25 protein-coding genes, 1 other RNA gene and 1 pseudogene are annotated in these 24,869 nt (G+C 58.1%); 15 read left to right on the top strand and 12 right to left on the bottom strand.

The window, feature by feature from the left end; genetic code table 11:
- Positions 1-4 precede the first annotated feature (4 nt).
- The 9 genes from mraY to rsmI all read right to left on the bottom strand — a co-directional run bounded on the left by mraY (position 5) and on the right by rsmI (position 9,055).
- A complete protein-coding gene (mraY, locus tag ACA065_RS04965) occupies positions 5-1,087 on the bottom strand; it encodes a phospho-N-acetylmuramoyl-pentapeptide-transferase (protein ID WP_032886319.1) in 1,083 nt (360 codons plus the stop codon).
- Positions 1,087-2,457: a UDP-N-acetylmuramoyl-tripeptide--D-alanyl-D-alanine ligase gene (locus tag ACA065_RS04960; RefSeq protein WP_497693547.1), complete on the bottom strand. Its 1,371-nt coding sequence runs from the start codon at positions 2,455-2,457 to the stop codon at positions 1,087-1,089. The genes mraY and ACA065_RS04960 overlap by 1 nt, the downstream gene beginning before the upstream one ends.
- On the bottom strand, positions 2,450-3,913 hold the full coding sequence (locus ACA065_RS04955) for a UDP-N-acetylmuramoyl-L-alanyl-D-glutamate--2,6-diaminopimelate ligase (protein ID WP_497693546.1): 1,464 nt from the start codon (positions 3,911-3,913) through the stop codon (positions 2,450-2,452). Before ACA065_RS04955 ends, ACA065_RS04960 begins: the two co-directional genes overlap by 8 nt.
- Complete coding sequence (locus ACA065_RS04950) at positions 3,913-5,655, bottom strand: peptidoglycan D,D-transpeptidase FtsI family protein (RefSeq protein ID WP_497695302.1); 1,743 nt, start codon at positions 5,653-5,655, stop codon at positions 3,913-3,915. Before ACA065_RS04950 ends, ACA065_RS04955 begins: the two co-directional genes overlap by 1 nt.
- Entirely contained in the window at positions 5,655-5,948 is a 294-nt protein-coding gene (ftsL, locus tag ACA065_RS04945; RefSeq protein ID WP_058414273.1) for a cell division protein FtsL, read from the bottom strand. Before ftsL ends, ACA065_RS04950 begins: the two co-directional genes overlap by 1 nt.
- On the bottom strand, positions 5,945-6,892 hold the full coding sequence (rsmH, locus tag ACA065_RS04940) for a 16S rRNA (cytosine(1402)-N(4))-methyltransferase RsmH (protein WP_016974952.1): 948 nt from the start codon (positions 6,890-6,892) through the stop codon (positions 5,945-5,947). Before rsmH ends, ftsL begins: the two co-directional genes overlap by 4 nt.
- Positions 6,889-7,344, bottom strand: a complete 456-nt coding sequence (gene mraZ, locus ACA065_RS04935) for a division/cell wall cluster transcriptional repressor MraZ (RefSeq protein WP_003171868.1) — start codon at positions 7,342-7,344, stop codon at positions 6,889-6,891. The genes rsmH and mraZ overlap by 4 nt, the downstream gene beginning before the upstream one ends.
- Positions 7,345-7,699: 355 nt before the next feature.
- An RNA gene (gene rnpB, locus ACA065_RS04930) (RNase P RNA component class A) lies at positions 7,700-8,053 on the bottom strand.
- Between the two features lie 96 nt (positions 8,054-8,149).
- On the bottom strand, positions 8,150-9,055 hold the full coding sequence (gene rsmI, locus ACA065_RS04925; protein WP_497693545.1) for a 16S rRNA (cytidine(1402)-2'-O)-methyltransferase: 906 nt from the start codon (positions 9,053-9,055) through the stop codon (positions 8,150-8,152).
- A gap of 176 nt (positions 9,056-9,231) precedes the next feature.
- On the opposite strand from rsmI, the gene ACA065_RS04920 reads away from it, so the two are divergent.
- The 4 genes from ACA065_RS04920 to ACA065_RS04905 all read left to right on the top strand — a co-directional run bounded on the left by ACA065_RS04920 (position 9,232) and on the right by ACA065_RS04905 (position 12,678).
- Complete coding sequence (locus tag ACA065_RS04920) at positions 9,232-11,043, top strand: penicillin-binding protein activator (protein ID WP_497693544.1); 1,812 nt, start codon at positions 9,232-9,234, stop codon at positions 11,041-11,043.
- Positions 11,043-11,414 carry a YraN family protein gene (locus ACA065_RS04915; RefSeq protein ID WP_159954299.1) on the top strand — a complete coding sequence of 124 codons (372 nt, stop codon included), beginning with the start codon at positions 11,043-11,045 and terminating at the stop codon, positions 11,412-11,414. Before ACA065_RS04920 ends, ACA065_RS04915 begins: the two co-directional genes overlap by 1 nt.
- A gap of 92 nt (positions 11,415-11,506) precedes the next feature.
- Positions 11,507-12,100, top strand: a complete 594-nt coding sequence (locus ACA065_RS04910) for a phosphoheptose isomerase (RefSeq protein WP_133099833.1) — start codon at positions 11,507-11,509, stop codon at positions 12,098-12,100.
- The gene (locus ACA065_RS04905; protein ID WP_497693543.1) at positions 12,097-12,678 is read left to right on the top strand and encodes a BON domain-containing protein; all 582 of its coding nucleotides are present in this window, start codon (positions 12,097-12,099) and stop codon (positions 12,676-12,678) included. The genes ACA065_RS04910 and ACA065_RS04905 overlap by 4 nt, the downstream gene beginning before the upstream one ends.
- Before the next feature lie 67 nt (positions 12,679-12,745).
- On the opposite strand, the gene ACA065_RS04900 is transcribed toward ACA065_RS04905, so the two are convergent.
- Entirely contained in the window at positions 12,746-13,525 is a 780-nt protein-coding gene (locus ACA065_RS04900; protein ID WP_497693542.1) for a YiaD family glycine zipper/OmpA-like lipoprotein, read from the bottom strand.
- A gap of 382 nt (positions 13,526-13,907) precedes the next feature.
- Positions 13,908-14,180, bottom strand: a complete 273-nt coding sequence (locus ACA065_RS04895; protein ID WP_497693541.1) for a hypothetical protein — start codon at positions 14,178-14,180, stop codon at positions 13,908-13,910.
- A gap of 110 nt (positions 14,181-14,290) precedes the next feature.
- On the opposite strand from ACA065_RS04895, the gene ACA065_RS04890 reads away from it, so the two are divergent.
- From ACA065_RS04890 to ACA065_RS04855, 8 genes are all read left to right on the top strand, one after another.
- Positions 14,291-14,671, top strand: a complete 381-nt coding sequence (locus tag ACA065_RS04890) for a GreA/GreB family elongation factor (protein WP_497693540.1) — start codon at positions 14,291-14,293, stop codon at positions 14,669-14,671.
- A 43-nt stretch (positions 14,672-14,714) separates the two neighbouring features.
- A complete protein-coding gene (locus tag ACA065_RS04885) occupies positions 14,715-15,419 on the top strand; it encodes a hypothetical protein (protein ID WP_497693539.1) in 705 nt (234 codons plus the stop codon).
- 264 nt (positions 15,420-15,683) lie between these two features.
- On the top strand, positions 15,684-16,304 hold the full coding sequence (locus ACA065_RS04880) for a helix-turn-helix domain-containing protein (RefSeq protein WP_497693538.1): 621 nt from the start codon (positions 15,684-15,686) through the stop codon (positions 16,302-16,304).
- Positions 16,305-16,332: 28 nt separating this feature from the next.
- On the top strand, positions 16,333-17,142 hold the full coding sequence (locus tag ACA065_RS04875) for a hypothetical protein (protein ID WP_497693537.1): 810 nt from the start codon (positions 16,333-16,335) through the stop codon (positions 17,140-17,142).
- A 37-nt stretch (positions 17,143-17,179) separates the two neighbouring features.
- On the top strand, positions 17,180-17,323 hold the full coding sequence (locus ACA065_RS04870; protein WP_497693536.1) for a hypothetical protein: 144 nt from the start codon (positions 17,180-17,182) through the stop codon (positions 17,321-17,323).
- 48 nt (positions 17,324-17,371) lie between these two features.
- Entirely contained in the window at positions 17,372-18,592 is a 1,221-nt protein-coding gene (locus tag ACA065_RS04865) for a hypothetical protein (RefSeq protein ID WP_497693535.1), read from the top strand.
- 172 nt (positions 18,593-18,764) lie between these two features.
- On the top strand, positions 18,765-19,334 hold the full coding sequence (locus tag ACA065_RS04860; protein ID WP_497693534.1) for a hypothetical protein: 570 nt from the start codon (positions 18,765-18,767) through the stop codon (positions 19,332-19,334).
- Positions 19,335-19,343: 9 nt separating this feature from the next.
- Complete coding sequence (locus ACA065_RS04855; RefSeq protein ID WP_497693533.1) at positions 19,344-21,026, top strand: hypothetical protein; 1,683 nt, start codon at positions 19,344-19,346, stop codon at positions 21,024-21,026.
- A 292-nt stretch (positions 21,027-21,318) separates the two neighbouring features.
- Here the strand turns inward: ACA065_RS04855 and ACA065_RS04850 are convergent.
- Positions 21,319-21,511: pseudogene (locus tag ACA065_RS04850) on the bottom strand (IS5/IS1182 family transposase); the annotation flags it as partial.
- Between the two features lie 471 nt (positions 21,512-21,982).
- Here ACA065_RS04850 and ACA065_RS04845 point away from each other — a divergent pair.
- The 3 genes from ACA065_RS04845 to ACA065_RS04835 are packed head-to-tail and all read left to right on the top strand — an operon-like array spanning position 21,983 to position 24,856.
- Positions 21,983-22,573: a paraquat-inducible protein A gene (locus tag ACA065_RS04845; RefSeq protein ID WP_497693532.1), complete on the top strand. Its 591-nt coding sequence runs from the start codon at positions 21,983-21,985 to the stop codon at positions 22,571-22,573.
- On the top strand, positions 22,570-23,214 hold the full coding sequence (locus tag ACA065_RS04840) for a paraquat-inducible protein A (RefSeq protein ID WP_497693531.1): 645 nt from the start codon (positions 22,570-22,572) through the stop codon (positions 23,212-23,214). The genes ACA065_RS04845 and ACA065_RS04840 overlap by 4 nt, the downstream gene beginning before the upstream one ends.
- Complete coding sequence (locus ACA065_RS04835) at positions 23,195-24,856, top strand: PqiB family protein (protein WP_497693530.1); 1,662 nt, start codon at positions 23,195-23,197, stop codon at positions 24,854-24,856. Before ACA065_RS04840 ends, ACA065_RS04835 begins: the two co-directional genes overlap by 20 nt.
- Positions 24,857-24,869: the final 13 nt, after the last annotated feature.

The following is a 24,869-nucleotide window of genomic DNA, read 5'->3' as shown; positions in this document are numbered from 1 at the left end:
GTTTCTACCTCAGTTTCAGGGTGGCAAGGCCGACCAGTACCAGAATCACGGTGATGATCCAGAAACGGACAATCACGCGTGGCTCGGGCCAGCCCTTGAGTTCAAAGTGGTGGTGGATCGGCGCCATGCGGAACACGCGACGCCCGGTCAATTTGAAGGAAGCCACCTGGATGACCACCGACAGGGTTTCCATCACGAACACACCGCCCATGATGAACAGCACGATTTCCTGGCGGACGATCACCGCAATGGTGCCCAAGGCTGCGCCCAGCGCCAGTGCGCCAACGTCGCCCATGAAGACTTGTGCGGGGTAAGTGTTGAACCACAGGAACCCCAGGCCGGCACCGATGAGTGCGCCGCAGAACACGATCAGTTCACCCGCGCCCGGTACATACGGGATCAGCAGGTATTCAGCGAATTTCACGTTACCCGACAGGTAGCAGAAGATGCCGAGCGCGCCGCCGACCATCACCGTCGGCATGATCGCCAGGCCGTCGAGGCCGTCAGTCAGGTTCACCGCGTTGCTGGAACCGACGATCACGAAGTAGGTCAGCACCACAAAGCCGATGCCCAGTGGAATGCTGGCGTCTTTGAGCATCGGAATGATCAAAGTGGTTTCAACCGCGCTTGGCGCGGTGGTGTAAAGGAAGATCGCAGCGCCAAGGCCGAATACCGACTGCCAGAAATACTTCCAGCGGCTTGGCAACCCCTTGGAGTTTTTCTCGATCACTTTGCGGTAGTCATCGACCCAGCCGATGGCGCCGAACAACAGGGTCACCAGCAGCACCACCCACACATAGCGGTTATGCAGGTCAGCCCAGAGCAAGGTGCTGATGCCGATGGACGACAGGATCAGCGCGCCGCCCATGGTCGGGGTGCCGGATTTGGACAGGTGCGACTGCGGGCCGTCATTACGAACCGATTGACCAATTTGCAGGTTCTGCAGGGTGCGGATCATCCACGGCCCCAGGAACAGCGACAGAGACAGCGCGGTCAGCACACCCAAAATCCCGCGCAGGGTCAGGTACTGAAAGACCGCGAAGCCTTTGTGGAACTGTTGCAGATACTCAGCCAGCAGCAGCAGCATTAATGTTTCTCCGTACTTGAGCCACACAAGGCCGCGACGACGTTTTCCATCACCGCGCTGCGCGATCCCTTGATCAAAATGGTTGTGTGTTTGTCTTGTTCAGTCGCAGCCAGTGCCTGGATCAGCTCGGCCTGGGTTGCAAAATGCCGCGCGCCGAGACCGAAAGCATCGACGGCATGCGCCATGTTCGGGCCGACGGCGTAGAGCGCGTCGACTTTGCCGCTGGCGTAAGCGCCGACTTCGCGGTGGCCTTGCTCTGCCCAATCGCCCAATTCGCCGATATCACCCAGTACCAGAACCTTGCGCCCGGCAAAGCCTTTCAACAGGTCAACAGCGGCATTAATGGAGGACGGGTTGGCGTTATAGGTGTCGTCGATCACGCGCATACCGTTGCTCGCCAGTTGCGCGACCGTGCGGCCCTTGACCGGCTGCACAGCGCCCAGACCGGTGGCGATACCGAACAGCGACACGCCCAGGGCATGGGCGGCGGCGGCCGCGGCCAAGGCATTGGCGACGTTGTGGTTACCCAGCAGGTTCAACTGCACGTGCTCATCACCTTGCGGTGTGTGCAAGGTGAAGGACGGGCAGCCACGCGCGTCGACGGTGATGTTGGACGCGTAAAAATCAGCCGCTGCGTTCGATACGGCAAAGGTCAGCACCTTGCGACCGGCGGCGCGTACACGCCAGGTCTCGAAGGCCTTGTCGTCGAGGTTCAAGACTGCAGCGCCCGAGGCATCGAGGCCTTCAAGGATTTCACCCTTGGCTTCGACGATTTTCTCAGGGCCGCCAAACTCGCCTACGTGGGCGGTGCCGGCGTTGTTGATAATCGCAACGTGAGGCTTGGTCAGCGCCACGGTGTAGGCGATTTCGCCGACGCGCGAAGCACCCAGCTCGATCACCGCCGCCGTGTGTTCCGGGGCCAGTTCGAGCAGGGTCAGCGGAGCGCCGAAATCATTGTTCAGGTTGCCACGCGTGGCAAGCACCGGCCCGCGCGTGCGCAGCACACCGGCGAGCAATTCCTTGACCGTGGTTTTGCCGCTGGAGCCGGTGATGGCTGCAACCGGCTTATCAAAGGCAGCGCGGTTCAAGGCACCGAGTTGGCCCAGGGCCAAGCGGGTGTCAGCGACCCACAATTGCGGCAAGGTCGAATCCGCCACTTCGCGCTGTACCAAGGCACCCACGGCACCTTTGGCAGCGACGTCGTTCAGGTAGTCGTGGCCATCGAAACGCGGGCCTGCCAGTGCGACAAACAATTGCCCAGGCTTGATGTTGCGACTGTCGATACTGACGCCGTCGAAGCTGCAATCGCTCGACACTACGCGGGCCGACAAGGCCTGGGTCAGTTCGCTGAATTTCATCGCTTTAAGCATGCGCGACCTCCCAGGCGGTCAGGGCGTGATCGGCCTCGACCAGATCGGAGAAGGCATGGCGCTCGCCGTTGATTTCCTGGTAGTCCTCGTGGCCTTTACCGGCCAATACCACGACATCGTCAGCACTGGCGCTGGCGATCAGCTGGGCAATGGCTGCGCCACGCCCGGCGACGAATGTGACCTTGGACGCGTCTTTGAAGCCGACACGGATATCGTCGAAAATCTGGCTTGGGGCTTCGCTGCGCGGGTTGTCATCGGTGACGAGTACGCCATCGGCCAGGCGCTCAACGATTTCGGCCATCAACGGGCGCTTGCCGCGATCGCGATCACCGCCACAGCCGAACAGGCAGAGCAATTTGCCCTTGGCGTGCGGGCGCAGGGCGTCGAGGACTTTTTCCAGGGCGTCGGGAGTGTGGGCGTAATCGACCACCACCAGCGGCTGCGAGCCGCCGCCCAAACGCTGCATGCGACCGGCCGGGCCTTCAAGCTTGGGCAGCACACGCAGGATTTCATCCAGCGCGTAATCCAGGCCGAGCAATGCACCGATAGCGGCCAGCACGTTGCTCAGGTTGAAACGCCCGAGCAAGGTGCTGCGCAAGTGGTGTTCGCCTTGCGGCGTGACCAGCGTGGCGAGCACGCCTTCGTCATTAAATTGGGCTTCGCGGCAATACAGGTAAGCGCTGGAATCCTCCAGGCTGTAGCTGATCAGGCGCGCTTCGCTGTCTTGCGCAGCCAACTGGCGACCGAACGCGTCATCCAGGTTTACCACCCGGCACCTCAGGTCATTCCAGGCAAACAGCTTGGCCTTGGCGGCGGCGTACGCTTCCATGGTGCCGTGGTAGTCGAGGTGATCGCGCGACAGGTTGGTCATCACTGCCACATCGAAAGCCAGAGCAGCCACGCGGCCCTGATCCAGGCCATGGGAAGAGACTTCCATGGCAACCGCCTTGGCACCGGCCTTTTTCAGGTCGGCCAGGGTCGCTTGCACCGCAATAGGGTTTGGTGTGGTGTGCAGGCCGCTTTGCAGCGCGCCATAAAAACCGGTGCCCAGGGTGCCAACAATGCCGCAATGCTGACCCAGCAGGTCAAGCGCTTGCGCGACCAATTGGGTCACGCTGGTCTTGCCGTTGGTGCCGGTCACGCCGATCAGGTTCAGTTGACGGCTCGGGTCGCCATAAAAACGCCCGGCGATATCGGATAGCTGGGCAGCCAGGCCCTTGACCGGAATCAATGGCACGTCGGTGATCGGCAGCACAGTGGCGCCTTCCACTTCATACGCCACGGCGGCAGCACCGCGTTGCAGGGCATCGGCGATATGTGCGCGGCCATCAAACTTGCCGCCAGGCACCGCCAGGAACAGGTCACCGGCGCGTACATTACGGCTGTCCAGGCTCAACTCGCGAATCAGCAGATCGCGTCCGGCGTGGGCAAAAATCTTGTTCAAGCTAAGAGACATCAGCCGCGCCCTCCATTGGCTTTGGCAGCAGCGGCCGGAGGTCCGGCGTTCGCTTGTTGGGTGGGCGGCAGGTTGTCCGGCGTGATGTTCATCAGGCGCAGGGTGCCGGACATCACTTTGCTGAACACCGGCGCCGACACCAGGCCACCGAAGTAGCCGGCCTTGCTCGGCTCATCAATCACGACAACGATGGCGTAGCGCGGGTCGCTCATCGGGCCGAAACCGGCGAACAGCGAGCGGTACGAGTTTTCGGCGTAGCCCTTGGTACCGACCGATGTCTTACGTGCAGTACCCGACTTGCCTGCCACGTGATACGCCGGCACCTGGGCACGGAATACACCGCGCGGCGCTTCGATCACTTGTTGCAGCATGCCCTGCATGGTTTTGGCGACGTTTTCCGGGATCACCTGGGTGGCTTTCGGGGCTTCATCGACGTGAATCAGGCTCAGTGGAACCATGCGGCCATTATTGGCCAATACAGAGAAAGCATGGGCCAGCTGGATCGCGGTCACCGACAGGCCGTAGCCGTAGGAAAGCGTGGCCGTCTCGGCTTTTTTCCAGTCGCGGTAGTTCGGCAGGTTACCCACGCGCTCGCCTGGGAAATCCAGGCCGGTGGGTTGGCCCAAGCCGATTTTTTGCGCCAGGTGGTAGATGGTTTCGCCGCCAATATCGAAGGCGACTTTACTCATGCCCACGTTACTGGAGTTGATCAGGATACCGGTCAAATCCAGTACCGGACCTTCGGTGCGGGACACGTCACGAATGGTGTATTTGCCCAACTGCAGGGTGCCTGGGTAAACCTCGACTTTGTCGCTGGGTTTCCAGCGCCCGGTTTCCAGGGCGGCACTCATGGAGATGGCTTTCATGGTCGAGCCAGGCTCGAACACGTCAATCATCGCGCGGTTACGCATCATCGCCGGTTGCAGGTTGCGGCGGTTGTTCGGGTTGTAGGTCGGCTGGTTGACCATGGCGAGGATCTCGCCGGTCTTCACGTCCATAATCACCAGGCTGCCGGCCTTGGCGCCGTTCTCGATGATTGCGTTACGTAGCTCGCGGTTGGCCAGGTATTGCAGGCGCAGGTCAATCGACAACGCCAAGGGCTTACCGGCCTTGGCGTTTTTGGTGACTTGGACATCCTTGATCAGTCTGCCGCGCCGATCCTTGATGACCTGCCGTTTGCCGGGAACCCCGGCCAGCCATTCATCGTAGGCGAGTTCCACGCCTTCGCGGCCGTGGTCATCGATGTCGGTGAAGCCCACCATATGGGCGGTGGTTTCACCGGCCGGGTAGAAACGACGAAACTCCTCGATGCCATAGACACCGGGGACTTTAAGGTCGAGCACTTGCTGGCCCTGTTCAGGGGTGAGCCCGCGAACCAGGTAGATGAATTCTTTATTGGCCTGGGCTTCCAGGCGCTCGGACAAGGCTTTTGGATCCTGGCCCAGAGCGGCGGCGAGCTCGGGCCACTTGTCCTTGGCAACCTGCAACTCTTTGGCGTTGGCCCACAAGGTGGTCACCGGGGTACTGACGGCCAGAGGCTCGCCGTTACGGTCGGTAATCAGACCGCGGTGCGCAGGAATCGGGATATGCCGCAGGCTACGGGCATTGCCCTCGCCGATCAGGAAGTCACGGTCGACCACTTGCAGATCGATGATCCGCCAGGCAATCGCGCCCACCATCAGTGCCAGCAAGCCGAGCATCAGACGGAAGCGCCATGGGTAGAGTGCGCCTTCAAGTTTCATCATGGCGCCACCATGCGAACGTCGGCGGCGCTAGGGATGTGCATTTTCAACTGCTCGGTCGCCAGCACTTCGATGCGGCTGTGCGCGGTCCAAGTGCTTTGCTCGAGGATCAAGCGGCCCCATTCCGCCTGCGCCTTATCACGCACGCTCAATTCCCCATACAGGGTATTGAGCAATTGGCGGTTGTAGTGCGCGCTGTAGGACACCGCAATCGCGGACACCAGCACGCCGACAAACAGCAGCAACATAAAGAAGCTGCCGCCCGGGAGGGGCTTGGCAAAAAGCTTGCTCACCGCAGCTTCTCCGCGACGCGCATGACGGCGCTACGGGAACGTGGGTTGGCCTTGAGTTCGGCTTCGGAAGCGAACTGCGCTTTGCCATGGATTTTGATTTTCGGCACAAAGGCTTCGAAACGCACCGGCAGGTTGCGCGGCAGGTTGTCGGACTCGCCCTTGACCAGACGACGCATGAACAGTTTGACGATGCGGTCTTCCAGGGAGTGGAAGCTGATCACCACCAGGCGACCGCCCACTTCCAAGGCTTCCAGCGCGGCTTCGAGGCCGGCTTCCAGATCGCCCAGTTCGTTGTTGACGTGAATGCGCAGGCCCTGGAACGCGCGGGTCGCTGGGTTCTTGCCCTTTTCCCACGCAGGGTTGGCGACTTTCAGCACTTCGGCCAGGTCGGCGGTGCGCTCGAATGGCTGGATTTCGCGGCGCTCGACCACGGCACGGGCCATGCGACCGGCGAAGCGTTCTTCACCGTATTCCTTGAATACACGGGTGATTTCTTCGTGTGGCGCGGTGGCGATGAACTCGGCCGCGCTGATGCCACGGGTCGGGTCCATGCGCATGTCGAGCGGGCCGTCGTTCATGAAACTGAAGCCGCGCTCCGGGTCATCAAGCTGTGGCGAAGACACGCCCAGGTCGAGCAAAACCCCGGCCACCTTGCCTGCCATGCCACGTTCGGCGACTTCGGCACCGAGCTCGGCAAAGCTACGCTGTACAACGACAAAGCGGCCGTCTTCGGCCGCTAGCGCTTGCCCGGTGGCAATCGCTTGGGGGTCTTTGTCGAACCCGAGGAGCTTACCGTCGGACCCGAGCTGGCTGAGTATCAACCGACTGTGCCCGCCCCTGCCGAAGGTGCCATCCAAATAGCAGCCATCCGCGCGTACGGCGAGAGCCTCAACGGCTTCGTCAAGCAGTACGGTGATGTGGTTAAAGCCGCTATCAATAGTCACAGGATCAAATCACGCAGTTCATCAGGCATGGCGCCCGGTTGTTGAATAGCAGCCAGGTCAGCTGCAGAAACAGCATCCCAGGCATCTTCGTCCCACAATTGGAACTTGTTCAGTTGGCCCACCAGCATTGCGCGCTTATCCAGCTTGGCGTATTCGCGCAAACGCGGAGGCACCAGGAAACGACCGCTACCATCGAGCTCGAGGTCGACAGCATTACCAATCAGCAAACGCTGCAGGCGGCGGTTTTCTTCACGCAATGAAGGCAGAGCGCGCAACTTGGTTTCGATCAACTCCCACTCATCGAGGGGGTAAACACACAAACAAGGATCAACGGCGTCAATCGTGATGATTAACTGGCCTGAACTTCGCGAAATGAGCTCGTCACGATACCGGCTCGGCATGGCGAGACGGCCTTTTGCATCGAGACTGATAGCGTTAGCTCCGCGAAACACAGATGCGTTTCTCCAAATTTTAGCGTTTTACGTTCAAAAAACCCACTTTGTGCCACTTTCCGCCACTTGCGCACACTATAGGAATGCGCCCACCACACCGTCAAGGCGCGGATTCAAGGAAAAGCCTTACAGAACGGAGATTTAGGAACGCAAAAGGAGGAGAAACGCGAGTTCGAGGATGTTTTTGACTCAACAATCGCAAATAGCTCATGGAGCTAGGGCTTGAAGTTAAAGTAATTTATTAAGAGTAAGATTTTTTTGGTATTACGAAGACGCATCTGCCAATGATTTGGCAGGGAGGGATTCTTGCGTTACTACCGGGTTTCTGCCCGAGATTCGGACAGAAGGAAAAAAGGTGGAGAGTCGATCTGTAAGCCGGGTTCTGTCTTGAACAGTCATTCGTCTACGATGGCCATCACTGGACATCTTTAGCAACCTACCCGGTCCCAGCGCGGGCCACGCCTTGGGACCCTATTTGGTCTTGCTCCAAGTGGGGTTTACCTAGCCACGAACTGTTGCCAGTCGCGCGGTGCGCTCTTACCGCACCTTTTCACCCTTACCGGCACCGAAGTGCTTAGGCGGTTATTTTCTGTGGCACTTTCCGTAGGCTCACGCCTCCCAGGCATTACCTGGCACTTCGCCCTATGGAGCCCGGACTTTCCTCCCCCCCCTAATTTTCATAGAGGGCAGCGACTGTCCAATCGACTCTCCGCCGCGCAGGTTAACGGCACGGCGGCCTCAGGACAAGTATTAAAAGTACAGCAATGCCATCACGTTCAGACGGAATACAGGTTTAGCCCCTGAACTATTCGGCTTTCTGTTTATCCAGCGCGACTTGGTACAGCACGTTCTTACGCACACCGGTAATTTCAGCCGCCAACGCCGCGGCCCGCTTAAGCGGCATTTCCTTGAGTAGCAAATCCAGAATGCGCATGGCCTCGCTGCCCACGGCATCTTCTTCTTCCGGCGCCGACCAACCGGCCACCAGCACCACGCACTCGCCACGCTGTTGATTGCTATCGCCTTCGACGAAGGCGCGTAGCTCTTCCAGCGGCAAGCCCTTGAGGGTTTCGAAGGTTTTGGTCAGTTCACGCGCCAGCAGCGCGAGGCGCTCGCCGCCGAACACCAGCTCCATATCTTGCAGGCATTCAAGGATGCGGTGCGGGGCTTCATAGAAGATCAACGTGCGCGGCTCTTCTTTAAGTGCTTGCAGGCGCGCGCGGCGCCCTACTGTCTTGGCCGGCAGGAAACCCTCGAAGATAAAACGATCCGACGGCAGCCCGGCGGCCGATAAGGCTGCGATCAGCGCGCACGCACCCGGAACAGGCACTACATTGATACCAGCGGCACGCGCCTGGCGGACCAGGTGGTAGCCGGGATCGGAAATCAGCGGCGTACCGGCATCGGAGATCAGCGCGACATCGTCACCGGCCAGCAGGCGCGTGATAAAACGGCTGCCTTCTTCGCGCTCGTTATGCTCGTGGCACGCAGCTAATGGCGTGCTGATACCAAAATGCTGCATCAACCGCTGGGAGTGCCGCGTGTCTTCGGCCGCGATCAGTTTTACTTCGCGCAACACTTTTAGCGCCCGGGCACTGATGTCGTCCAGGTTGCCAATGGGCGTCGCCACGACAAAAAGCGAGCCTGCAGTGGAATTCAAAGGACCTGGAGCAGTCAAAACGCACACCTCGATGGTTAGCAAAAGTCGCATTGTAACGCGTAGGCGCCTTGAAAATATGCCATCAAGGTGGATGCCTTTTCAGCCGTCGGTAGCCGTTCGCAACATTTGCACGACCTAAATTGACGGTTTCACACCAGTAACATCGCGCCTGGGCCAGTGCTTGGGTACAATTCCACGCTAATTTGATCGGTATCAGGAACACTTACATGATCGCTTGCCTGCGGCTGCTCTCCGCCCTCTGCCTCGCTGCCTTATTGGCCGCCTGCGCCAGCTCGCCCTCGTCCAGCCTTGGCGACCTCCCACGGACCCCGGATGCCAGTATCGAGCAACTGCTCGAACAGGCGACCTCCGCCAACACGCCAGAAAAGGCCGCGATGCTGCGCCTGAGTGCGGCTGACCTGGCCTACCGTCAGAACAACCCTGGCCGTTCGTCGCAGATTCTTGCGCAGGTGCCCCTGGATGTACTGAAGCCGGCCGCGCAAGTATTTGCCAGCACGCTGGCGGCCGAACTGGCCATGGCGCGCAACCAGCCCAAGGCTGCGCTGACGGCCCTGAACCACCCTAGCCTGCAAAGCCTGAAGGACCTGCCGACAGAACAGCAGATCCGCACCGGCACCGTGCATGCCCGCGCCTATGAAGCCGACGGCCAGACCCTGGCTGCCGCGCGTGAGCGGGTCGCAATGGCACCGCTGCTGACGGGCGACGCCGCCAACAGCAACCACGACGCCATCTGGGCGCTGATTGCCGCACTGCCGGCTGAACAGCTGCAAGCCAGCGGCAACCCGACACTCGACGGCTGGATCAGCCTGGCCAAAGCGGTCAAGGGTGCCGGCACCCTGGAGCAACAACAAGCCGCCATCGATACCTGGCGCGCACAGAACCCAGGTCACCCGGCGGCAGTCAACCTGCCAACCCCGCTGACCAAGCTCAAGGAGCTGGCCAGCCAGCCACTGAACAAGATCGCCCTGCTGTTGCCGCAGGACGGCCCGCTGGCCTCGGTCGGCAAGGCACTGCGCGAAGGCTTCATGGCCGCCCACTTCCAGGCTGAACAAGCCGGGCAGAAGCCGCCGGTCATCGAGTTCTATGACAGCTCGCGCCTGACCTCCATCGACGAGTTCTACGCCAAGGCCCAGGCCGCAGGTGTGCAACTGGTGGTGGGCCCGCTGGAAAAACCCCTGGTCAAGCAACTCGCCGCTCGCCCGCAACTGCCGATTACCACCCTGGCGCTGAACTACAGCGAAATCGATCAAAGCCCGCCGCAGCTGTTCCAATTCGGCCTGGCCGCTGAAGACGAAGCCCGCGAAGTCTCGCGCCGCGCGCGCGCCGACGGCTTGCACCGCGCCGCCGCCATGGTGCCGCGTGGCGAATGGGGCGAGCGTGTCTACAAGGCCTTCCGCCAGGATTGGGAAGCCAATGGTGGCACCGTTGTCGGCGTCGAGTACGTAGACCAACCCGTTGCCCTCGCCCAACAGATCGCCGACCTGTTCCAACTGCGCAAGAGCGAAGGCCGCGCCAAGAGCCTGCAAAGCACGGTTGGCACCGACGTAGCGGCACAACCGTCGCGCCGCCAGGACATCGAATTCATCTTCCTGGCGGTGACGCCGCAATTGGCCCAGCAGATCAAGCCAACGTTGAACTTCCAGTACGCCGGCGATGTGCCGGTGTATGCAACGTCCCACGTGTTCAGCGCCAGCGGCGACAAGAACCAGTACCTGGACATGACCAACGTCATGTTCTGTGAGACGCCTTGGCTGCTCAACACCACCGACCCACTGCGCAACCAGGTTGCCGCGCAATGGCCACAGGCCAACGGCAGCCTCGGCCGCCTGTACGCGATGGGCGCCGACGCCTACCGCCTGGCACCGCGCCTGGGTCAACTCAAGGCACTGCCGGATACGCGCATTGACGGCCTCTCCGGCAGCCTGGGCATCGGTGGCAACCAACGCGTTGACCGCCAGATGCCATGGGCGAAGTTCGTCGGCGGCGACATCCAGCGCCTGCCGGACACCCCGCGCTGATGCCCGAGCGGTCCAGCGCACAAAGCGGCAAGGATGCCGAACTTCAAGCGCTCAACTATCTGCAACAACAGGGTCTGCGCCTTCTGGCGCAGAACTGGTTATGTAAACGCGGTGAGCTTGATCTGGTCATGCTTGACGGCGATACAGTAGTATTCGTCGAAGTCCGCTACAGAAAACACGCACAATGGGGTGGCGCGCTCGCCAGTATCGACGGGCGCAAACGTCAAAAGCTGATACTCGCCGCGCAGTTTTTCCTGCAAAAAGAGCATCGCTGGGCTGACTCCCCCTGCCGTTTCGATGTGGTTGCCATAGAAAGCACACCGTCTGGCCTCGCTGATCTGAACTGGCTTAAAGATGCCTTCGACAGCTGATTCAACGGACACCTTCACCACACACTTTTGCTCTTTGCTTTGCGGGCTGCACATTCCTGTGCCAAACAGCCGCGCTACTTAAGGTCACACAGATGGACATGCAATCCCGAATTCGCCAGCTTTTCCAGGCCAGCATCGACACCAAGCAACAGGCGATGGACGTACTTGCACCGCACATCGAGCAAGCCAGTCAGGTCATGGTCAATGCCTTGCTCAACGAGGGCAAAATGCTTTCGTGCGGCAACGGCGGTTCGGCCGGTGATGCCCAGCACTTTTCCTCCGAGCTGCTCAACCGCTTCGAGCGCGAGCGCCCGAGCCTGCCGGCCATTGCCTTGACCACCGACACGTCGACGATCACCTCGATCGCCAACGACTACAGCTACAACGAAATCTTCTCCAAACAGATCCGCGCCCTGGGCCAACCGGGCGATGTGCTGCTGGCGATTTCCACCAGCGGCAACTCGGCGAATATTATTCAAGCGATCCAGGCCGCACATGATCGCGAAATGATTGTCGTAGCATTGACCGGACGCGATGGCGGCGGCATGGCCTCGCTGCTGTTGCCGGAGGACGTGGAGATCCGCGTCCCGGCCAATGTCACTGCACGTATTCAAGAAGTCCACCTGCTGACGATCCACTGCCTGTGCGATCTGATCGACAGCCAACTGTTCGGGAGTGAAGAATGACCGTTAACCGCCTCAGCCTTTTGGCCATTACGCTGTGCGTCGCCATCAGCGGCTGCAGCACGGCAATCACTGCGACACGTGACACACCCATTCAGGATGACCGGGGCACACGCACTTTCGGCAGCAAGATTGATGACTCGCTGATCGAAACCAAGGTCGAAGTCAACGTCGCCAAGGCCGCTACCGACCTGGGCAACGGCGCATCGCGCATCGTCGTGACCAGCTTCAACGGTGTGGTACTGCTCGCGGGCCAAACACCGCGTGCCGACCTCAAGGCCCAGGCTGAACAAGCTGCCTCGACCGTGCAACGGGTGAAGAAGGTCCACAACGAGCTGCAAGTCATGGAGCCGATCACCCTGCTGGCCATCAGCAACGACGCCTTGCTGACGACCAAGATCAAGGCACAGATGCTCACCGACAACGCGATCCCTGGCTCGCGGGTCAAGATCGTCACTGATAACGGCATCGTCTACATGATGGGCCTGCTGACCCAGGCGGAAGCCACTCGGGCGGCAAACTTGGTACAAGGTGTATCCGGCGTGCAGAAGATCGTAAAAGTGTTCGAATACATCGACTGATGTAAACGCGGGCCACAAAAAAGGGCGCCGTGCATTGACTGCACGGCGCCCTTTTTTTGGCCGGCGTTTATTGGTACTGCTGGTACGGATTGCCTTGGAACTGGTTGTTCTGTTGCGGCGCCTGTTGTGGCTGCTGCTGGCCCGGCTGGCCGTATTGCTGGCCAGGGATCGGGCCCAGGTTGACCTCTACGCGACGGTTCTGGGCGCGGCCATTCACGTCGGCGTTGCTGGCAATCGGGTTATCCGGGCCGGCACCGCGTGCGCTCAGGTTGGTCGGGCTGACGCCTTGGGACGTCAGGTAGTTGGCCACGCTCTGCGCACGGCGCTGGGACAGGTCCATGTTCAGCTGGCGGCTGCCGGTGCTGTCGGTGTAGCCAACGATCTGGATGGTGTTCTGGTTGAACTGCTTGAGCGAGCCCGCCAGGTTGTTCAGCGGCGTGTAGAAGCTGCTGGAGATCGCATCCGAGTTGGTGGCGAAGGTGATGTTACCCGGCATGATCAGCTTGATCTGGTCGCCCTGGCGCTGCACTTCAACCCCGGTGTTGGCCATGCTGGCCCGCAGTTTCTTTTCTTGCTGGTCGGCGTAGTAGCCATAGCCCGCACCACCCAGGCCTGCAACGGCGGCGCCGATCAGCGCGCCCTTGCCACGGTTGTTATGGTCAATCGCGGCACCGGCCAAACCACCGGCCAATGCAGCCAGCCCACCGTACTTGGCGGTTTTGCTGATGCCACCTTGCGAACCATCATTTGCCTGCCCCTGGCTACCGTCATAAGGATTAGGTGAGGCGCAACCGGACAACAAGGCTACGGCGGTGGCAACAACAAGAAGACGACGCGGAGTAAACATGAAGGGAGCTCCTACTTTTGCATTCTGTGGTGCAAAGGACATTGGCAATGGACCTGTGCCGAGTTTTGAACGCGACAAACGGTAAAAATTCCGTGACGGCTTCCAGAGCTGTGACAAAAGGCCGGCCACGTTTACTGCTTTGCAAAACGTAGCAGACGCAGGCTGAACGGGGGCTGTGTTTTTGCTAGCGGGGGGCATATCCATTATTCAGGTTGTGGCGGATGTTGGTTTCATCCTTACGGCGAGTCACTTCGGAAAAAAAGCACCAACGTAGCCAAAGTGCGCTTGCCCCAGCACTCGGCACCTCGCTCTGGCTCGCCTAAGATCAAAAGCAGAGCCGAGGCGGCCTGACAACCGACCTGATGGTGGAAACTGAACTCGGTCAACTGTGGGAGCTCTGCTTTTGATCTGCTTTTGATCTTGATCTGACAGGCCCATGCACCTCTTCAGCAATGTTATGCCCGAACACAAAATTTATGATAGTCCCGGTGTTGTGTTGGATGATGCAGAAATACGTGGCCGCTTCCTGACCGAGTTCAATCGCTACGCCGAAGAATTCCATGTCATCGATAACAGCACTGACAGTTTGCGAGATGCCGTCCAAAAGGCCGTCTCTTTCCTTCCTTGGTTGAACTGAGCCGGGTATGTCGAACATCTACTACGTGACCCGCAAGGGGCTTGGCGTTCTCGCCCAGAAACAAAGAACACTGGTTGAAGATTTGGAGAAATCGACCCGGGCGATGGGCCATTCAGCCAGCCTCGACAATGACCTTCGGGAAAACCCTGAATTCATGCAACTACGAACCAAAGTCACCTACGAACTCCCCAGAAAAAATTGCCGATTTGGAGAGCGTGATCAAACTTGCCAGACTTATCGACGATGCAGAGCATATCCAGAACCAGGACTTCCAGGAAGTGATGCCCGGAACGGAAGTCGAGCTGGAGTCAGAGGACGGTGAACTTCGTATTCATTCCATTCTGGGCTATGAGGAGGGCAACCCCGGGCTTGGCGTCGTTTCATACCTCTTCCCAGTTGGCGAGAAGCTGATGAACAAGGTCGTCGGGGACGAGGTAGAACTACCCTTGCGCGGCAGGTTGGCTCGTTACGAAATCGTCAACATAAAACGCAGTCCCTACCTGGAATAGTCCACGACACCGGGCTCCCCTTCAAACCGCAGGAAGGATGTCAATGAACAGAATCAACGAGGTCAAAGAGCTGACTGGCTTCAGCCTGTCCTCGGCGGAAATCATCCAGCATCGCTTGCTCAAACATGCGTCAACACGCGAGGCATTCGCGGGAATAGTCAAGTTTGATTCGGTCGATTCCCGGGTTTTATTCGATCGAATTCATGAGAGTTTTGAGGAGGCAAGTAATGACCGCCCCTACCACGACTGGTATCACACCTGCTGTGTAATAGAAGGCACCATCCGAGGCTTGCGGTACCACCTGAAAGTCGATCTTGATGGACTGAACGCAGCTGAACAGCGAGAGGTTAATTCAGTAGTGACCGCTGCTGCGTTTCATGATGCGGGCCACACAGGAGTGAAGGATCCTGACATTGTGAATGTTTCTAGATCAATCATTATTGCGAGCCGGTTCTTGACTGAAGGAGGCATCCTTGACACAAGCGGTGACTCCATAAACGTGGATCTGCCTCTCGCCCTCGAGACCCTTCAGAGCACTCAGTACCCTTTTAAACGGGAGCCCTTGAACGAATACCAAGCCATTGTTCGTGACGCTGATCTTCTGCAAATTCTGGAGCCCACATGGTTCGAAGATATCTACTTCAACATGTACCAGGAATTTCTCGAAGGAAATCCAACTTTAGACTTCGAAGAGTTTTGTAAAAACGAGTTGGCTTTTTTGAGTAACGCGAAATTTTACTCTGCCTGATTCCACGATGAAATTAAGGACGAGTTCTCCAAGTCTGCGCTCTCCAGGGCCAAACAGACCTCTGAAGTGGTGCCGAAGTGCTAATCGCAGGGGCTTCAGGTTTTCCCCTGTTCGCCCAAATGGTGAGGTAAAACCCGAATACGGACTGAACAATGGATTTCCTGCGCTCCACACAACAACAAAATGGAGCGCCTGAGCTCCATCAATACTGGCCATTACGCACCCCACTGAGTAATCTCTCGACATCGAATACGGGAGATCAACATGGACAACCGGTCATCAGAAAGCCCATCCAAACCGCTTGGACGCTTCTTTAGCGAAAATCTGAGTGCGGTGCTAGCGGTTGCTGGCAAGCAGCGCGACAGCGGCCTCCCTGGGCCAGTCACGTCAACCAGATTACAAGCCGAGACGGGCATTGCTCGCAGTACGCTTCGCTCACTCAAGTCGCTGGAAGATGACTCAGCCGCCAATCCAGATCTCGATACCCTTGAGCGCGTTGCCGGGGTACTGGGAGTGCCACCCGCCTTCCTGCTCATGCGTCCTCAGGACTGGTTAGCCCTTGGAAACGCCTTGGGTGATATCGGCCACTATTTGCCCGCCGCCGGCAAACTCCAACAAGACGGTTTACTAGAGGCCAGGAGTCCGGTGGAGAAGGTACTGCGTGAGTCAAAGATGCATCCTGATCCCCGTCCCATTGGGGTTGGCGCTTCACCAGAGGTAGCACGTGCAAATGCCAGGGACGAGTGGCGCCGTCGGTATTGCCTGACCCTTGATGCATTGATACTCCGGCAAGTTCGAAGCCCAAACCCGCGAGTCGCCCTTGCTGCGATTGCCGGTGCGCTGGCCAATCGGGCAACTCCAAACGATCCGAAGATCGAAAAATAATCCATCCACATTCAGAAGGAGTTCCAGCATGGCAATGATTCACGATGCCGACCTCGCAGAGGTGCTGATGAGCGCATCAGCGGATGATGTCAAGTTGCTTATTGACGTCATCACCGACAGCGGCAAGGGGCGGATCTCCCTGTCCTCATCAGTGTGCAGCCAGTTGGTCGCAGGCAAAGAAGGCGAAGTCAATGAGTTCATGCGTGCATTGCTGGCAGAGGAGCTGACGCGCTTTGGCGGCAACTCGCTAATGAACCTGTTCCGCGGGGGAAGTGGTGTTCCCTACAAAGAAATGCTCAGCGATGTTGCGAGCCATGTAGGCGTGGCCAAGATAAGCACCGCCAGTTGCGGCGAAATGGAGATGGCTATTATCGCGAAAGTGATTGAGCAATCGCTTAGCCGTATGAGTGAGGAAGACAAAGCTACCTTCTTCGAGTCAGTAGGGCCTGGATACCGAGCCGGGATGGGGCCGAGCGCTCTTGCAGCGCTCATCGCCACCCTGAGTGCCTCCGGGCTTACGGCCTACTCCCTTTCTGCCATGGTAGCGAGTGCAACTATGAGCAGCCTTGTGGGCCGAGGCGTGGTCTTCGCCGGTAGCGCGACCCTGGGCAGAGGCTTGGCAGTTCTCACAGGCCCCGTCGGTTGGGCGATCACTGGGATTTGGACTGCCTTCGACCTCGCTAGCCCGGCCTATCGAGTGACGGTCCCCTGTGTCATTCAGATCGGCCACATGCGCCAGAAAATGTTGCTTAAGCCGACCTGTTCAGAATGCCACTTGCCACTCGCAGCAGACCCCAAGTTCTGTGGCAACTGCGGTGCACGGGTGAAGAGCCGATAGATGCGCTTTCGTTCAATCGCAACTGGAGTATTCGTTGATGAATCATACGATTTCACCGCTTGAGTTCTTGCTGACCAATGCAATCTGTTTCGCCGCTGGCGCTGTCGTGGTCGTCGCGCTGCAACTGGGCGGCAAGGCTGTTTACCGGGCGGGCCAGCGTAAGACAGCCGCCGCGTCCTGATCTCAAAAAGATGTGCATCAGGCGAATCAATAAATTAAGGGATGAATTATGTACATCAACAAGCATGCCACTCGTCTGGCGCAACAAAGACTTCAAGCTGGACAGTTGGCCAACGATATCAATCGTTGGAAGTCCGATCTCGAATGGTTCACCACGTTCGATAGCGAGCAAACCAACACGAAACTGGGACATGCCAAACGTGCGGCGCAGGTCGTCAGCAATCGCTTGGCCGAACACAAGAATAAGATTGAGTCGTCTCAACAGCGCTTGACTCAGTTAAAGGAGATCGCGGGTGGGTTTTTCTCAAGCCTCTGGCGGTCCGCTGAACAAACCGTTGCCTATCGGCAATGCCCTGAGCTTGAATCCCTTCTTAAATCGCTCCGCCAATCGGCGGCCGAAGACCAGGTCATGCTGGATACCTACGAAAAGGATGTATGTGATTTAACCGAATCACTACTTCGTTATCGTGCTCTCAATCCGCTTGAAGCCCAAGCGACCATTGCGAGCAAGATTGAGGAGTTGACTCGATTGCAAGGCGCGATCGAAGAAACCCACCGTGAAAGTGAGCATTGGGAGTCGATGGCCGGCGAGGTTCTGCGCAAATGGAAAGGAGCACTCAGTGAGCTGGATAAGGTAGAGCGTGACATTGCTCAAGCCGAAGGCTTTGAAAAAGCGTTGAGTAGTGCAATGAACTCTCGCGAAAAAGCGATGATCCACCAACGCTGCGAGGCTCGTTTTCAAAATGGCAGACCTGGTGTCGTGCTTAGTGGACTGAACAGCGAACGGCGCAAGTGGCAACGTGACGCTGACAAACTACAGAGCCGCCTGAATGACATCATTCGGCTGCTGGATAAGCAAATCAAAACCCTGATCATCGATGGCAACAACCTTTGCTACGAACCTATGGAGCAAGGTAAGGGCCGGTTCATTGGTCTGGCTGCATTGAAGGCGCTGGTGCCGCACCTTTGTAGGAGCTACAAGGTGACGTTGATGTTCGACCCAGGGATCCGTCAGCGTCTATCGCTGGATGATATCGCGCTGAAGGAGATGTTTCCCGAGGCTAACGTCATCGTGATGCCCCCGCAGATCAAAGCCGATGAGGGATTGCTTGCCGCTGCTGAATTCGACGCGGGCGCCTATGTAATCAGCAACGATCATTTTGCTGATTACCCCGAGCAGCCGGCAGTTCAAGAGAACCGAGTTCTAAAACACATCGTTCACCCGCGGTCGGTGCAGATCCACCAACTGCAGTTGAATATCCCTTACTGAGCCCTCAACGCGTGCCGAAATATGTGGCTGGGGCCCATTTCCGTTCCGCAACGATTTCGACATTCATTTGCGTTGTCAGGTAGCACTGCTCTTGCGGCAATAGGAGAGCATATCGCTGCAGTAGGCATCGTTTTTTGGTGCGATGGCACCCTCAATAAAATATGGATCGAATATGGTCGCGCAGGTTGCAGGGAGAGCCATTGTATTAATCGGTGCAGCAGTTACCGCATCTGGAATCACTGCCTCGGTGATGCATTACGTCAACCGTAGCAAGGTTCAGAAGGCCCGTGACGCCGGTAAGCGAGAAGGCGAAGCTCGTGAAAAGGCTCGACAGGAAGAAAGACGTCGCCAGTCGAACGCCAATCAAGCAGAAATGCTAGCTACATTCGCTGAGAACCAAGCGCGGAATCGGCTTGCCTTGGCATTAGTGACAGTGGGGGCGGCCTGTGTGGTCAGCTTTGGCCCAGTGACATCGGATGACCAAACCAACATTGAGGAGTACGTGCTGGGTGTTTCCCGCATTGGGCTACCTGAAAACGTGAGAGCTAAAATGTCCCAGGCCTTCTCGAAACCTACCGATATCAAGACAGCCTATGTACAAGCTGCCAAATGCGCAGAAACGCACGGCTGGGGTGTTTTCGATGAGCTCGTTCAACTGATGACAGCGATGAAGACCCGAGCACCTTGCCAGGTCTGCGCATCGTTTGCATCCGAATGGCACTACCTGCGCGCTGCAGCCTGAGGACTTCAAATGAACGCCAGTTTTGAACGATTTGCGATGCGGCAGGCGCTGCGTGCCAGCAGCAGTGAGCGATCACTGTTGATCCCCCTGCCTTCCGCCGCCGATGCCCACAGCCTGGATAACGCTCCCGTTGACCAGGCGTACTTGTCAGCTATGGAGCTCGCCCTGCCAACCCCGCCGACAACGTATTTTGTGAATGACGCTGTCACTGACGCACGACTTGCCGGCTTGATCGACGCTATCGATTCGCAACGCGTGGAACGGCTCTTTGGTGATCTGCGCCGATCGTCTCTGCAGTCCATCGCGGTACCATTCGGTCTCGGGAAAATGCTTAGCGCTTACGACCAACACGGGGCAAGTGTCGACACCATTCACAACGCGCGGGCAGGCGTTTATGCCACTGAAGCAGCTGAGCAGGCATACAAAAAGAATGGTCCTTACACGGAAGCTGTTAAGGCTAAGTACCACCAGAAAAACTCTGCCTACATGAAGGTTAGTCAAGACAGCACTGCAGCGCGCGTGAAGGGTAATTTGCAAGACGCATACACGGGAGAGACGATGAGTGAACGTCGTAGTGATAGTCATAGCATGGACCATGTCATCTCTGCAGAAGAGGTACACAACGATCCTGGCCGGGTGCTGTCCGGAGTCGACGGCGCGATGTTGGCGAACAAAGACGTCAATCTCAAACCCACCTCGATTTCAACCAATTCAGCAATGGGAAAGAAGTCGGCTACGGAGTATCTCGCCTGGCTTGAGAGTACGAAAGTTGCGCGCGCGAAAAAGCTCAAAAAGCTTCGAGATAAGGAAGCGGCGAAAGAACCAATGAGCCAGAAAGCCAAACAAGAGCTGGCTAAGCTTGAAGAGCAAGAGAAGATCGCCGCAAATCCGGAGCTCCTGCTCGAGGCGGATCAAAAGGCTCGGGCCGAGTATGAAAAAGCGGTTAATGACGCTTACTACCGGAGCCCAAAATTTCGTAAAGACTGTTTGCGCACGAGCGCGATCGCTGGTGGTCGTGCAGCGTTTCAGGCTGCTATGGGTGCGATCCTGGTCGAGCTGTTCGCGAGCATCTTCGCTGAACTGAAAGACTGGCATCAAAACGGCCGTGCCGAGGAGTCGACAGTAGGTATAGAACTCAAACGTCGCCTCAAGCGCGTAGGGGTTCGGGTAGCCAAGCAATGGAAATCCGTTCTGGACGCGACCGCCGGGGGGTTTGTCACTGGTTTTCTGTCGAACCTTGTCACTGTTCTGATCAACGCGTTCCTAACGACAGCGAAGCGCACCGCTCGAATGATCAGGGAAGGTGCAAGTTCTCTGGTTGGCGCTTGCAAGACTCTGCTCCTGCGCCCCGAAGGCATGTCGCTGAGTGACGGGTTACATGAGGCGTCAAAGATTTTGATTGGTGGAGGGATTGTTGTTGGCGGTGTACTGCTCGAAGAGGCCATCAGTACCTACTTGAAAGCAGTACCATTCGTAGCCCCCTTCGCAGATCTTGCAACTGCTGTCATCGTTGGTACTTCAACGGCCATCATTTCCACATTGGCGGTGTACTTGGTCGATAAGGCCGATCTATTCGGTGTGAATCGCGCGAAAACTCTCGATCAGGTCAACTCCGAGCTCGATGCATCCCTTCACTCCCTGGAAAATCAAGAATCTACCCTTATTGGTCATTTCCGATCTCTGGCTTTCTAACTGCGCGCACGGATGGGGAAGCTGGTTAAACACTGAGGTCTGGCTAGCTTCCTGCCCGACATGGGCGATAGCAGGAGATGCGAGTTTCACCTTTTGGTCGATGGGTGGTCCTAGTCATCGATGGCTGTTATTGGCCGTCTTCTGCCGGTCATGGCCACGGAGCGTACTGGTCCAATCCGTTGCAAATGACTGGTCAGGTCGAATGCAAATGTGGGGTAAGTCTGTGCGATTACCCACCTGATGTCATACAGCGCCTTTCCATCGCCGGGTCGCTCTGAGAGAACCAGTTTTACGCTATAGGGATGCGCAGCACGGTTTCTAGAGGATAGGGCTTGCGACTACCGTCAGCCTTGGGTAATACGGTTCGATCAGCTTCAGTAAACCGCTGTTGAGCACAATATGATCCATCTCGGCAAGGAACCGTTCGCGGCGACTTCGCTTAGTTCGCCGGCGTATTCGAGGTCGGAAAAGCTCATCTGGCTCATGCCGGGCTCGGGCCAGGTGATGAGGGCATATTTCAGAATATTTGGGGATCTGTTCTGGGTCTCCCTAGGGCTCTGACCCAACACTTGTGCGGGCACAATTTTGGCACACTGAGAGAGCAAAACACTGCAAAAGTACGCTTCGAAACGCACATCACTGCATGAACACAAACATTTGAAATAAAAGGTGTTTTAACATAAATACCTTGTAGATCAACGTGGGAGCCACGTCACGCATCATTGCAGTTGCACTGCAACGGGCCAACGGGGAAGGTTTCGCGGATCAGCGCGGCTTTTTCGATATTCATGGGCGTTCCTGCAAGCTCTATGGCACATTCCAGGCGCAGTATGGTTGACCTTGCCCCTGATCCGGAAGGGATCAAGCCGCAACACTTCAACTGCTAAACTGTCCAAGCGCCATTCAACCAGCAGCACTGTCCAAGACCGCAGCGCGTCGCGTTTGGAGCAAGACATATGGCGAATCAACGGGTCATCTGCGAACACTGCGACTGCGTGTACGAAAAAGTCACGCTCGCCAAACACCAAAAAGCCCTGTGCACCCGCTGCGAGGGCGTATTGCAGCGTTACAACGGCCTGTCGGTGCAGCAACGTCTCGCCCTGAGCGTCACCGCCGCCGTCCTGTGGACGTTTGCCAACTTTTATCCGGTGATGAGTATCAGCCTGCAAGGCTTGAAAAACAGCGCAACCCTGTGGGATTCGGTGGTCGCGCTGAGCCTGGGGCCGATCACGTTTATTGCGCTGGTGGCAGCGATTTCCATCATCATTGCGCCGGTATTCCAACTGGTGCTGCTGATCTGGGTTTTGAGTTTCGCCCTGTCCGGCAGGCGCTCTCCCGCGTTCAAGCTGTGCATGCGCTGGCTGGAAGCACTCAGGCCCTGGAGCATGCTGGAGGTCTGCCTGCTCGGCGCCATGGTGGCGGTGTTCAAGCTGGCCGGCATGCTCGATGTGGTGCCCGGCACCGGCCTGTTTGCGCTGGCTGCACTGAGCCTGTTGCTGATCCGCATCGCCGGGCGTGATGTGCGCGATTTGTGGGACGTTCTATGAGTTCGCCCCCGACTGCCCGCGAGCTCAACCTGTGCCTGTGCCACACCTGCGGCCAGCCCTGCGACATGAGCACCGCGCCCATCGAGTGTGACCGTTGCGGCGCGACCCTGCACCGGCGCAAAGTGCACTCACTGACCCGCACCTGGGCCTATATGCTCACGGCACTGGCGTTTTATTTTCCGGCGAACCTGTTGCCGGTGATGAACACCACGATGCTCGGCTCGGGCGCGGACAGCACTATCATGAGTGGTGTGCTGGAGTTCTGGCAGCACGGCGCCTGGGACATTGCCTTGATCATTTTCATCGCCAGCATTGCGGTGCCCGGCATCAAGTTCGTGTCGCTGACGCTGCTGCTGGTCACCGTGCAACGCAACAGCCGGTGGGCGCGCAAGGAGCGCTCGAAGCTGTTTCGATTTGTCGAGCTGATCGGCTACTGGTCAATGCTCGATGTGATCGTGGTGGCGCTGGTGGCCGCACTGGTGCAGTTCCAGGCCTTGGGCACTATTGAGCCGCGCCTGGGCATTTTGTTTTTTGGCTTGGTGGTGGTGTTTACGATGCTTGCAGCCATGAGTTTCGATCCGCGGTTGATCTGGGAAACGCAACACAACGAGGAGCGCTTGGATGACGCCACACAACGCTGACACCCCAGCAGGCACATCGGCAGGCACGCCTGCAATCAAGACGCGGCGCTTCAGCATTTCGCTGGTGTGGATCGTGCCGATTGTCGCGGTGCTGGTGGGCATCTCGCTGGTGGTCCACAACGTCCTGCAACAGGGCCCGACCATCACCCTCAACTTCAAGACCGGCAGCGGCCTGGTCGCCAACAAAACCGAAGTCAAATACCGCAACGTGGTGATTGGCCAAGTTTCCGACGTCGCCTTGAGCGATGACCAGAAAAGCGTCAACGCCACCATCAAACTGGCTAAACAGGCGGAAAGCTTTACCCGCGAAGACTCGAAATTCTGGGTGGTGCGCCCGCGCATCGGCGCCGGTGGCGTGTCTGGCATCGACACCTTGCTGTCCGGCGACTACATCGGTGCCGACATCGGCCAGTCCGACACCCGCGCCAAACAGTTCAAAGGCCTGGAAAACCCGCCCCCCATCACCTACGGCGAGCCCGGCAAGCGCTTCACCCTGCATACCCAGGGCCTGGGGTCGCTGGATATCGGCTCGCCGGTCTATTACCGCAAAATCCCGGTGGGCCAGGTGGTGGCCTATGAGCTGGATGATGATGGCAAAGGCGTGAAGATCGAGGTCTTCGTGCATGCGCCCAATGATGTGTATGTCACCGAAAACACCCGCTTCTGGAATGCCAGCGGTATTGATCTGAGCGTCGGCGCCAATGGTTTCGCGCTGAAAACCGAGTCCTTGTCATCGATGCTGGCCGGCGGCATCGCGTTCCAGGCGCCACCCTACAGCCCTAATGACAAGCCGGCCGATGAAGATCACACCTACGAGTTGTTCGACGACCAGCAAAGCGCCCTTGCCCCGCCCAATGGCCAAGGGCAATACATGGCCTTGCGGTTTGATCAGGCATTGCGCGGGCTCAAAGTCGGCGCACCGGTGGAATTCCTTGGCGTCGAATTCGGCAAAGTGGTGTCGATCAACCTGGATTTCGACGCGAAGAAGCGCAGCTTTCCGATCAACGTCGGCATCGTGATTTATCCACAGCTGCTCGGGGAGGCCAATACCAAGCTGCTCAAGGCCACGAAACATGACCCGAACGATGAAGCGGGCGGCGTACGCTTGATCGGCACGTTTATCGAAAACGGCCTGCGCGCCCAGGCGCGCAGCGGCAGCCTGCTGACCGGCCAGTTGTACATCGCCCTGGATTTCTTCCCCAAGGCCGAGAAAGTCGCGTTTGACCCGAGCCTGCGCCCGGTCAGCATTCCGACAATCCCCGGTAACCTGGAACAGTTGCAGGAAAAACTCGAAGGCATCGTCAACAAGATCAACCAACTGCCGATGGAACGCATTGCCGGCAACCTCGACGGCAGCCTGGTCGAGCTGCGCAAGGGGCTCGCCCAGCTCAACGCCAAGACCCTGCCCGGCGTGCAGAACACACTGGGCGACGTGAGCAAAACCCTGCAATCGGCCAACTCAACCCTGGCCGAAGACTCGCCGCAACGTGAGCAACTGACCCAGACCCTGGATGAATTGGGCCGCATGTCGCGCTCCTTGCGCGAGCTGTCGGATTACCTCGGCCGGCACCCTGAATCGCTGATTCGCGGCCGCCCCGACAACGCCGCGCCGACAGACCTGCAAGGGCCACCCCGCAAATGAGGATTGGAGCAGC

Source organism: Pseudomonas sp. LBUM1640 (assembly GCF_059716225.1).
The sequence above is the reverse complement of the archived record's forward strand: the minus strand, read 5'-3'. Positions and strand labels throughout refer to the sequence as shown.

Excerpts from the sequence above, each read along its gene's own strand:
- mraY (WP_032886319.1), bottom strand. The coding sequence starts at position 1,087 with ATGCTGCTGCTGCTGGCTGAGTATCTGCAACAGTTCCACAAAGGCTTC.
- ACA065_RS04960 (WP_497693547.1), bottom strand. The coding sequence starts at position 2,457 with ATGCTTAAAGCGATGAAATTCAGCGAACTGACCCAGGCCTTGTCGGCC.
- ACA065_RS04955 (WP_497693546.1), bottom strand. The coding sequence starts at position 3,913 with ATGTCTCTTAGCTTGAACAAGATTTTTGCCCACGCCGGACGCGATCTG.
- ACA065_RS04950 (WP_497695302.1), bottom strand. The coding sequence starts at position 5,655 with ATGAAACTTGAAGGCGCACTCTACCCATGGCGCTTCCGTCTGATGCTC.
- rsmI (WP_497693545.1), bottom strand. The coding sequence starts at position 9,055 with ATGCGACTTTTGCTAACCATCGAGGTGTGCGTTTTGACTGCTCCAGGT.
- ACA065_RS04920 (WP_497693544.1), top strand. The coding sequence starts at position 9,232 with ATGATCGCTTGCCTGCGGCTGCTCTCCGCCCTCTGCCTCGCTGCCTTA.
- ACA065_RS04915 (WP_159954299.1), top strand. The coding sequence starts at position 11,043 with ATGCCCGAGCGGTCCAGCGCACAAAGCGGCAAGGATGCCGAACTTCAA.
- ACA065_RS04910 (WP_133099833.1), top strand. The coding sequence starts at position 11,507 with ATGGACATGCAATCCCGAATTCGCCAGCTTTTCCAGGCCAGCATCGAC.
- ACA065_RS04905 (WP_497693543.1), top strand. The coding sequence starts at position 12,097 with ATGACCGTTAACCGCCTCAGCCTTTTGGCCATTACGCTGTGCGTCGCC.
- ACA065_RS04900 (WP_497693542.1), bottom strand. The coding sequence starts at position 13,525 with ATGTTTACTCCGCGTCGTCTTCTTGTTGTTGCCACCGCCGTAGCCTTG.
- ACA065_RS04895 (WP_497693541.1), bottom strand. The coding sequence starts at position 14,180 with ATGTTCGACATACCCGGCTCAGTTCAACCAAGGAAGGAAAGAGACGGC.
- ACA065_RS04890 (WP_497693540.1), top strand. The coding sequence starts at position 14,291 with ATGACCTTCGGGAAAACCCTGAATTCATGCAACTACGAACCAAAGTCA.
- ACA065_RS04885 (WP_497693539.1), top strand. The coding sequence starts at position 14,715 with ATGAACAGAATCAACGAGGTCAAAGAGCTGACTGGCTTCAGCCTGTCC.
- ACA065_RS04880 (WP_497693538.1), top strand. The coding sequence starts at position 15,684 with ATGGACAACCGGTCATCAGAAAGCCCATCCAAACCGCTTGGACGCTTC.
- ACA065_RS04875 (WP_497693537.1), top strand. The coding sequence starts at position 16,333 with ATGGCAATGATTCACGATGCCGACCTCGCAGAGGTGCTGATGAGCGCA.
- ACA065_RS04870 (WP_497693536.1), top strand. The coding sequence starts at position 17,180 with ATGAATCATACGATTTCACCGCTTGAGTTCTTGCTGACCAATGCAATC.
- ACA065_RS04865 (WP_497693535.1), top strand. The coding sequence starts at position 17,372 with ATGTACATCAACAAGCATGCCACTCGTCTGGCGCAACAAAGACTTCAA.
- ACA065_RS04860 (WP_497693534.1), top strand. The coding sequence starts at position 18,765 with ATGGTCGCGCAGGTTGCAGGGAGAGCCATTGTATTAATCGGTGCAGCA.
- ACA065_RS04855 (WP_497693533.1), top strand. The coding sequence starts at position 19,344 with ATGAACGCCAGTTTTGAACGATTTGCGATGCGGCAGGCGCTGCGTGCC.
- ACA065_RS04845 (WP_497693532.1), top strand. The coding sequence starts at position 21,983 with ATGGCGAATCAACGGGTCATCTGCGAACACTGCGACTGCGTGTACGAA.
- ACA065_RS04840 (WP_497693531.1), top strand. The coding sequence starts at position 22,570 with ATGAGTTCGCCCCCGACTGCCCGCGAGCTCAACCTGTGCCTGTGCCAC.
- ACA065_RS04835 (WP_497693530.1), top strand. The coding sequence starts at position 23,195 with ATGACGCCACACAACGCTGACACCCCAGCAGGCACATCGGCAGGCACG.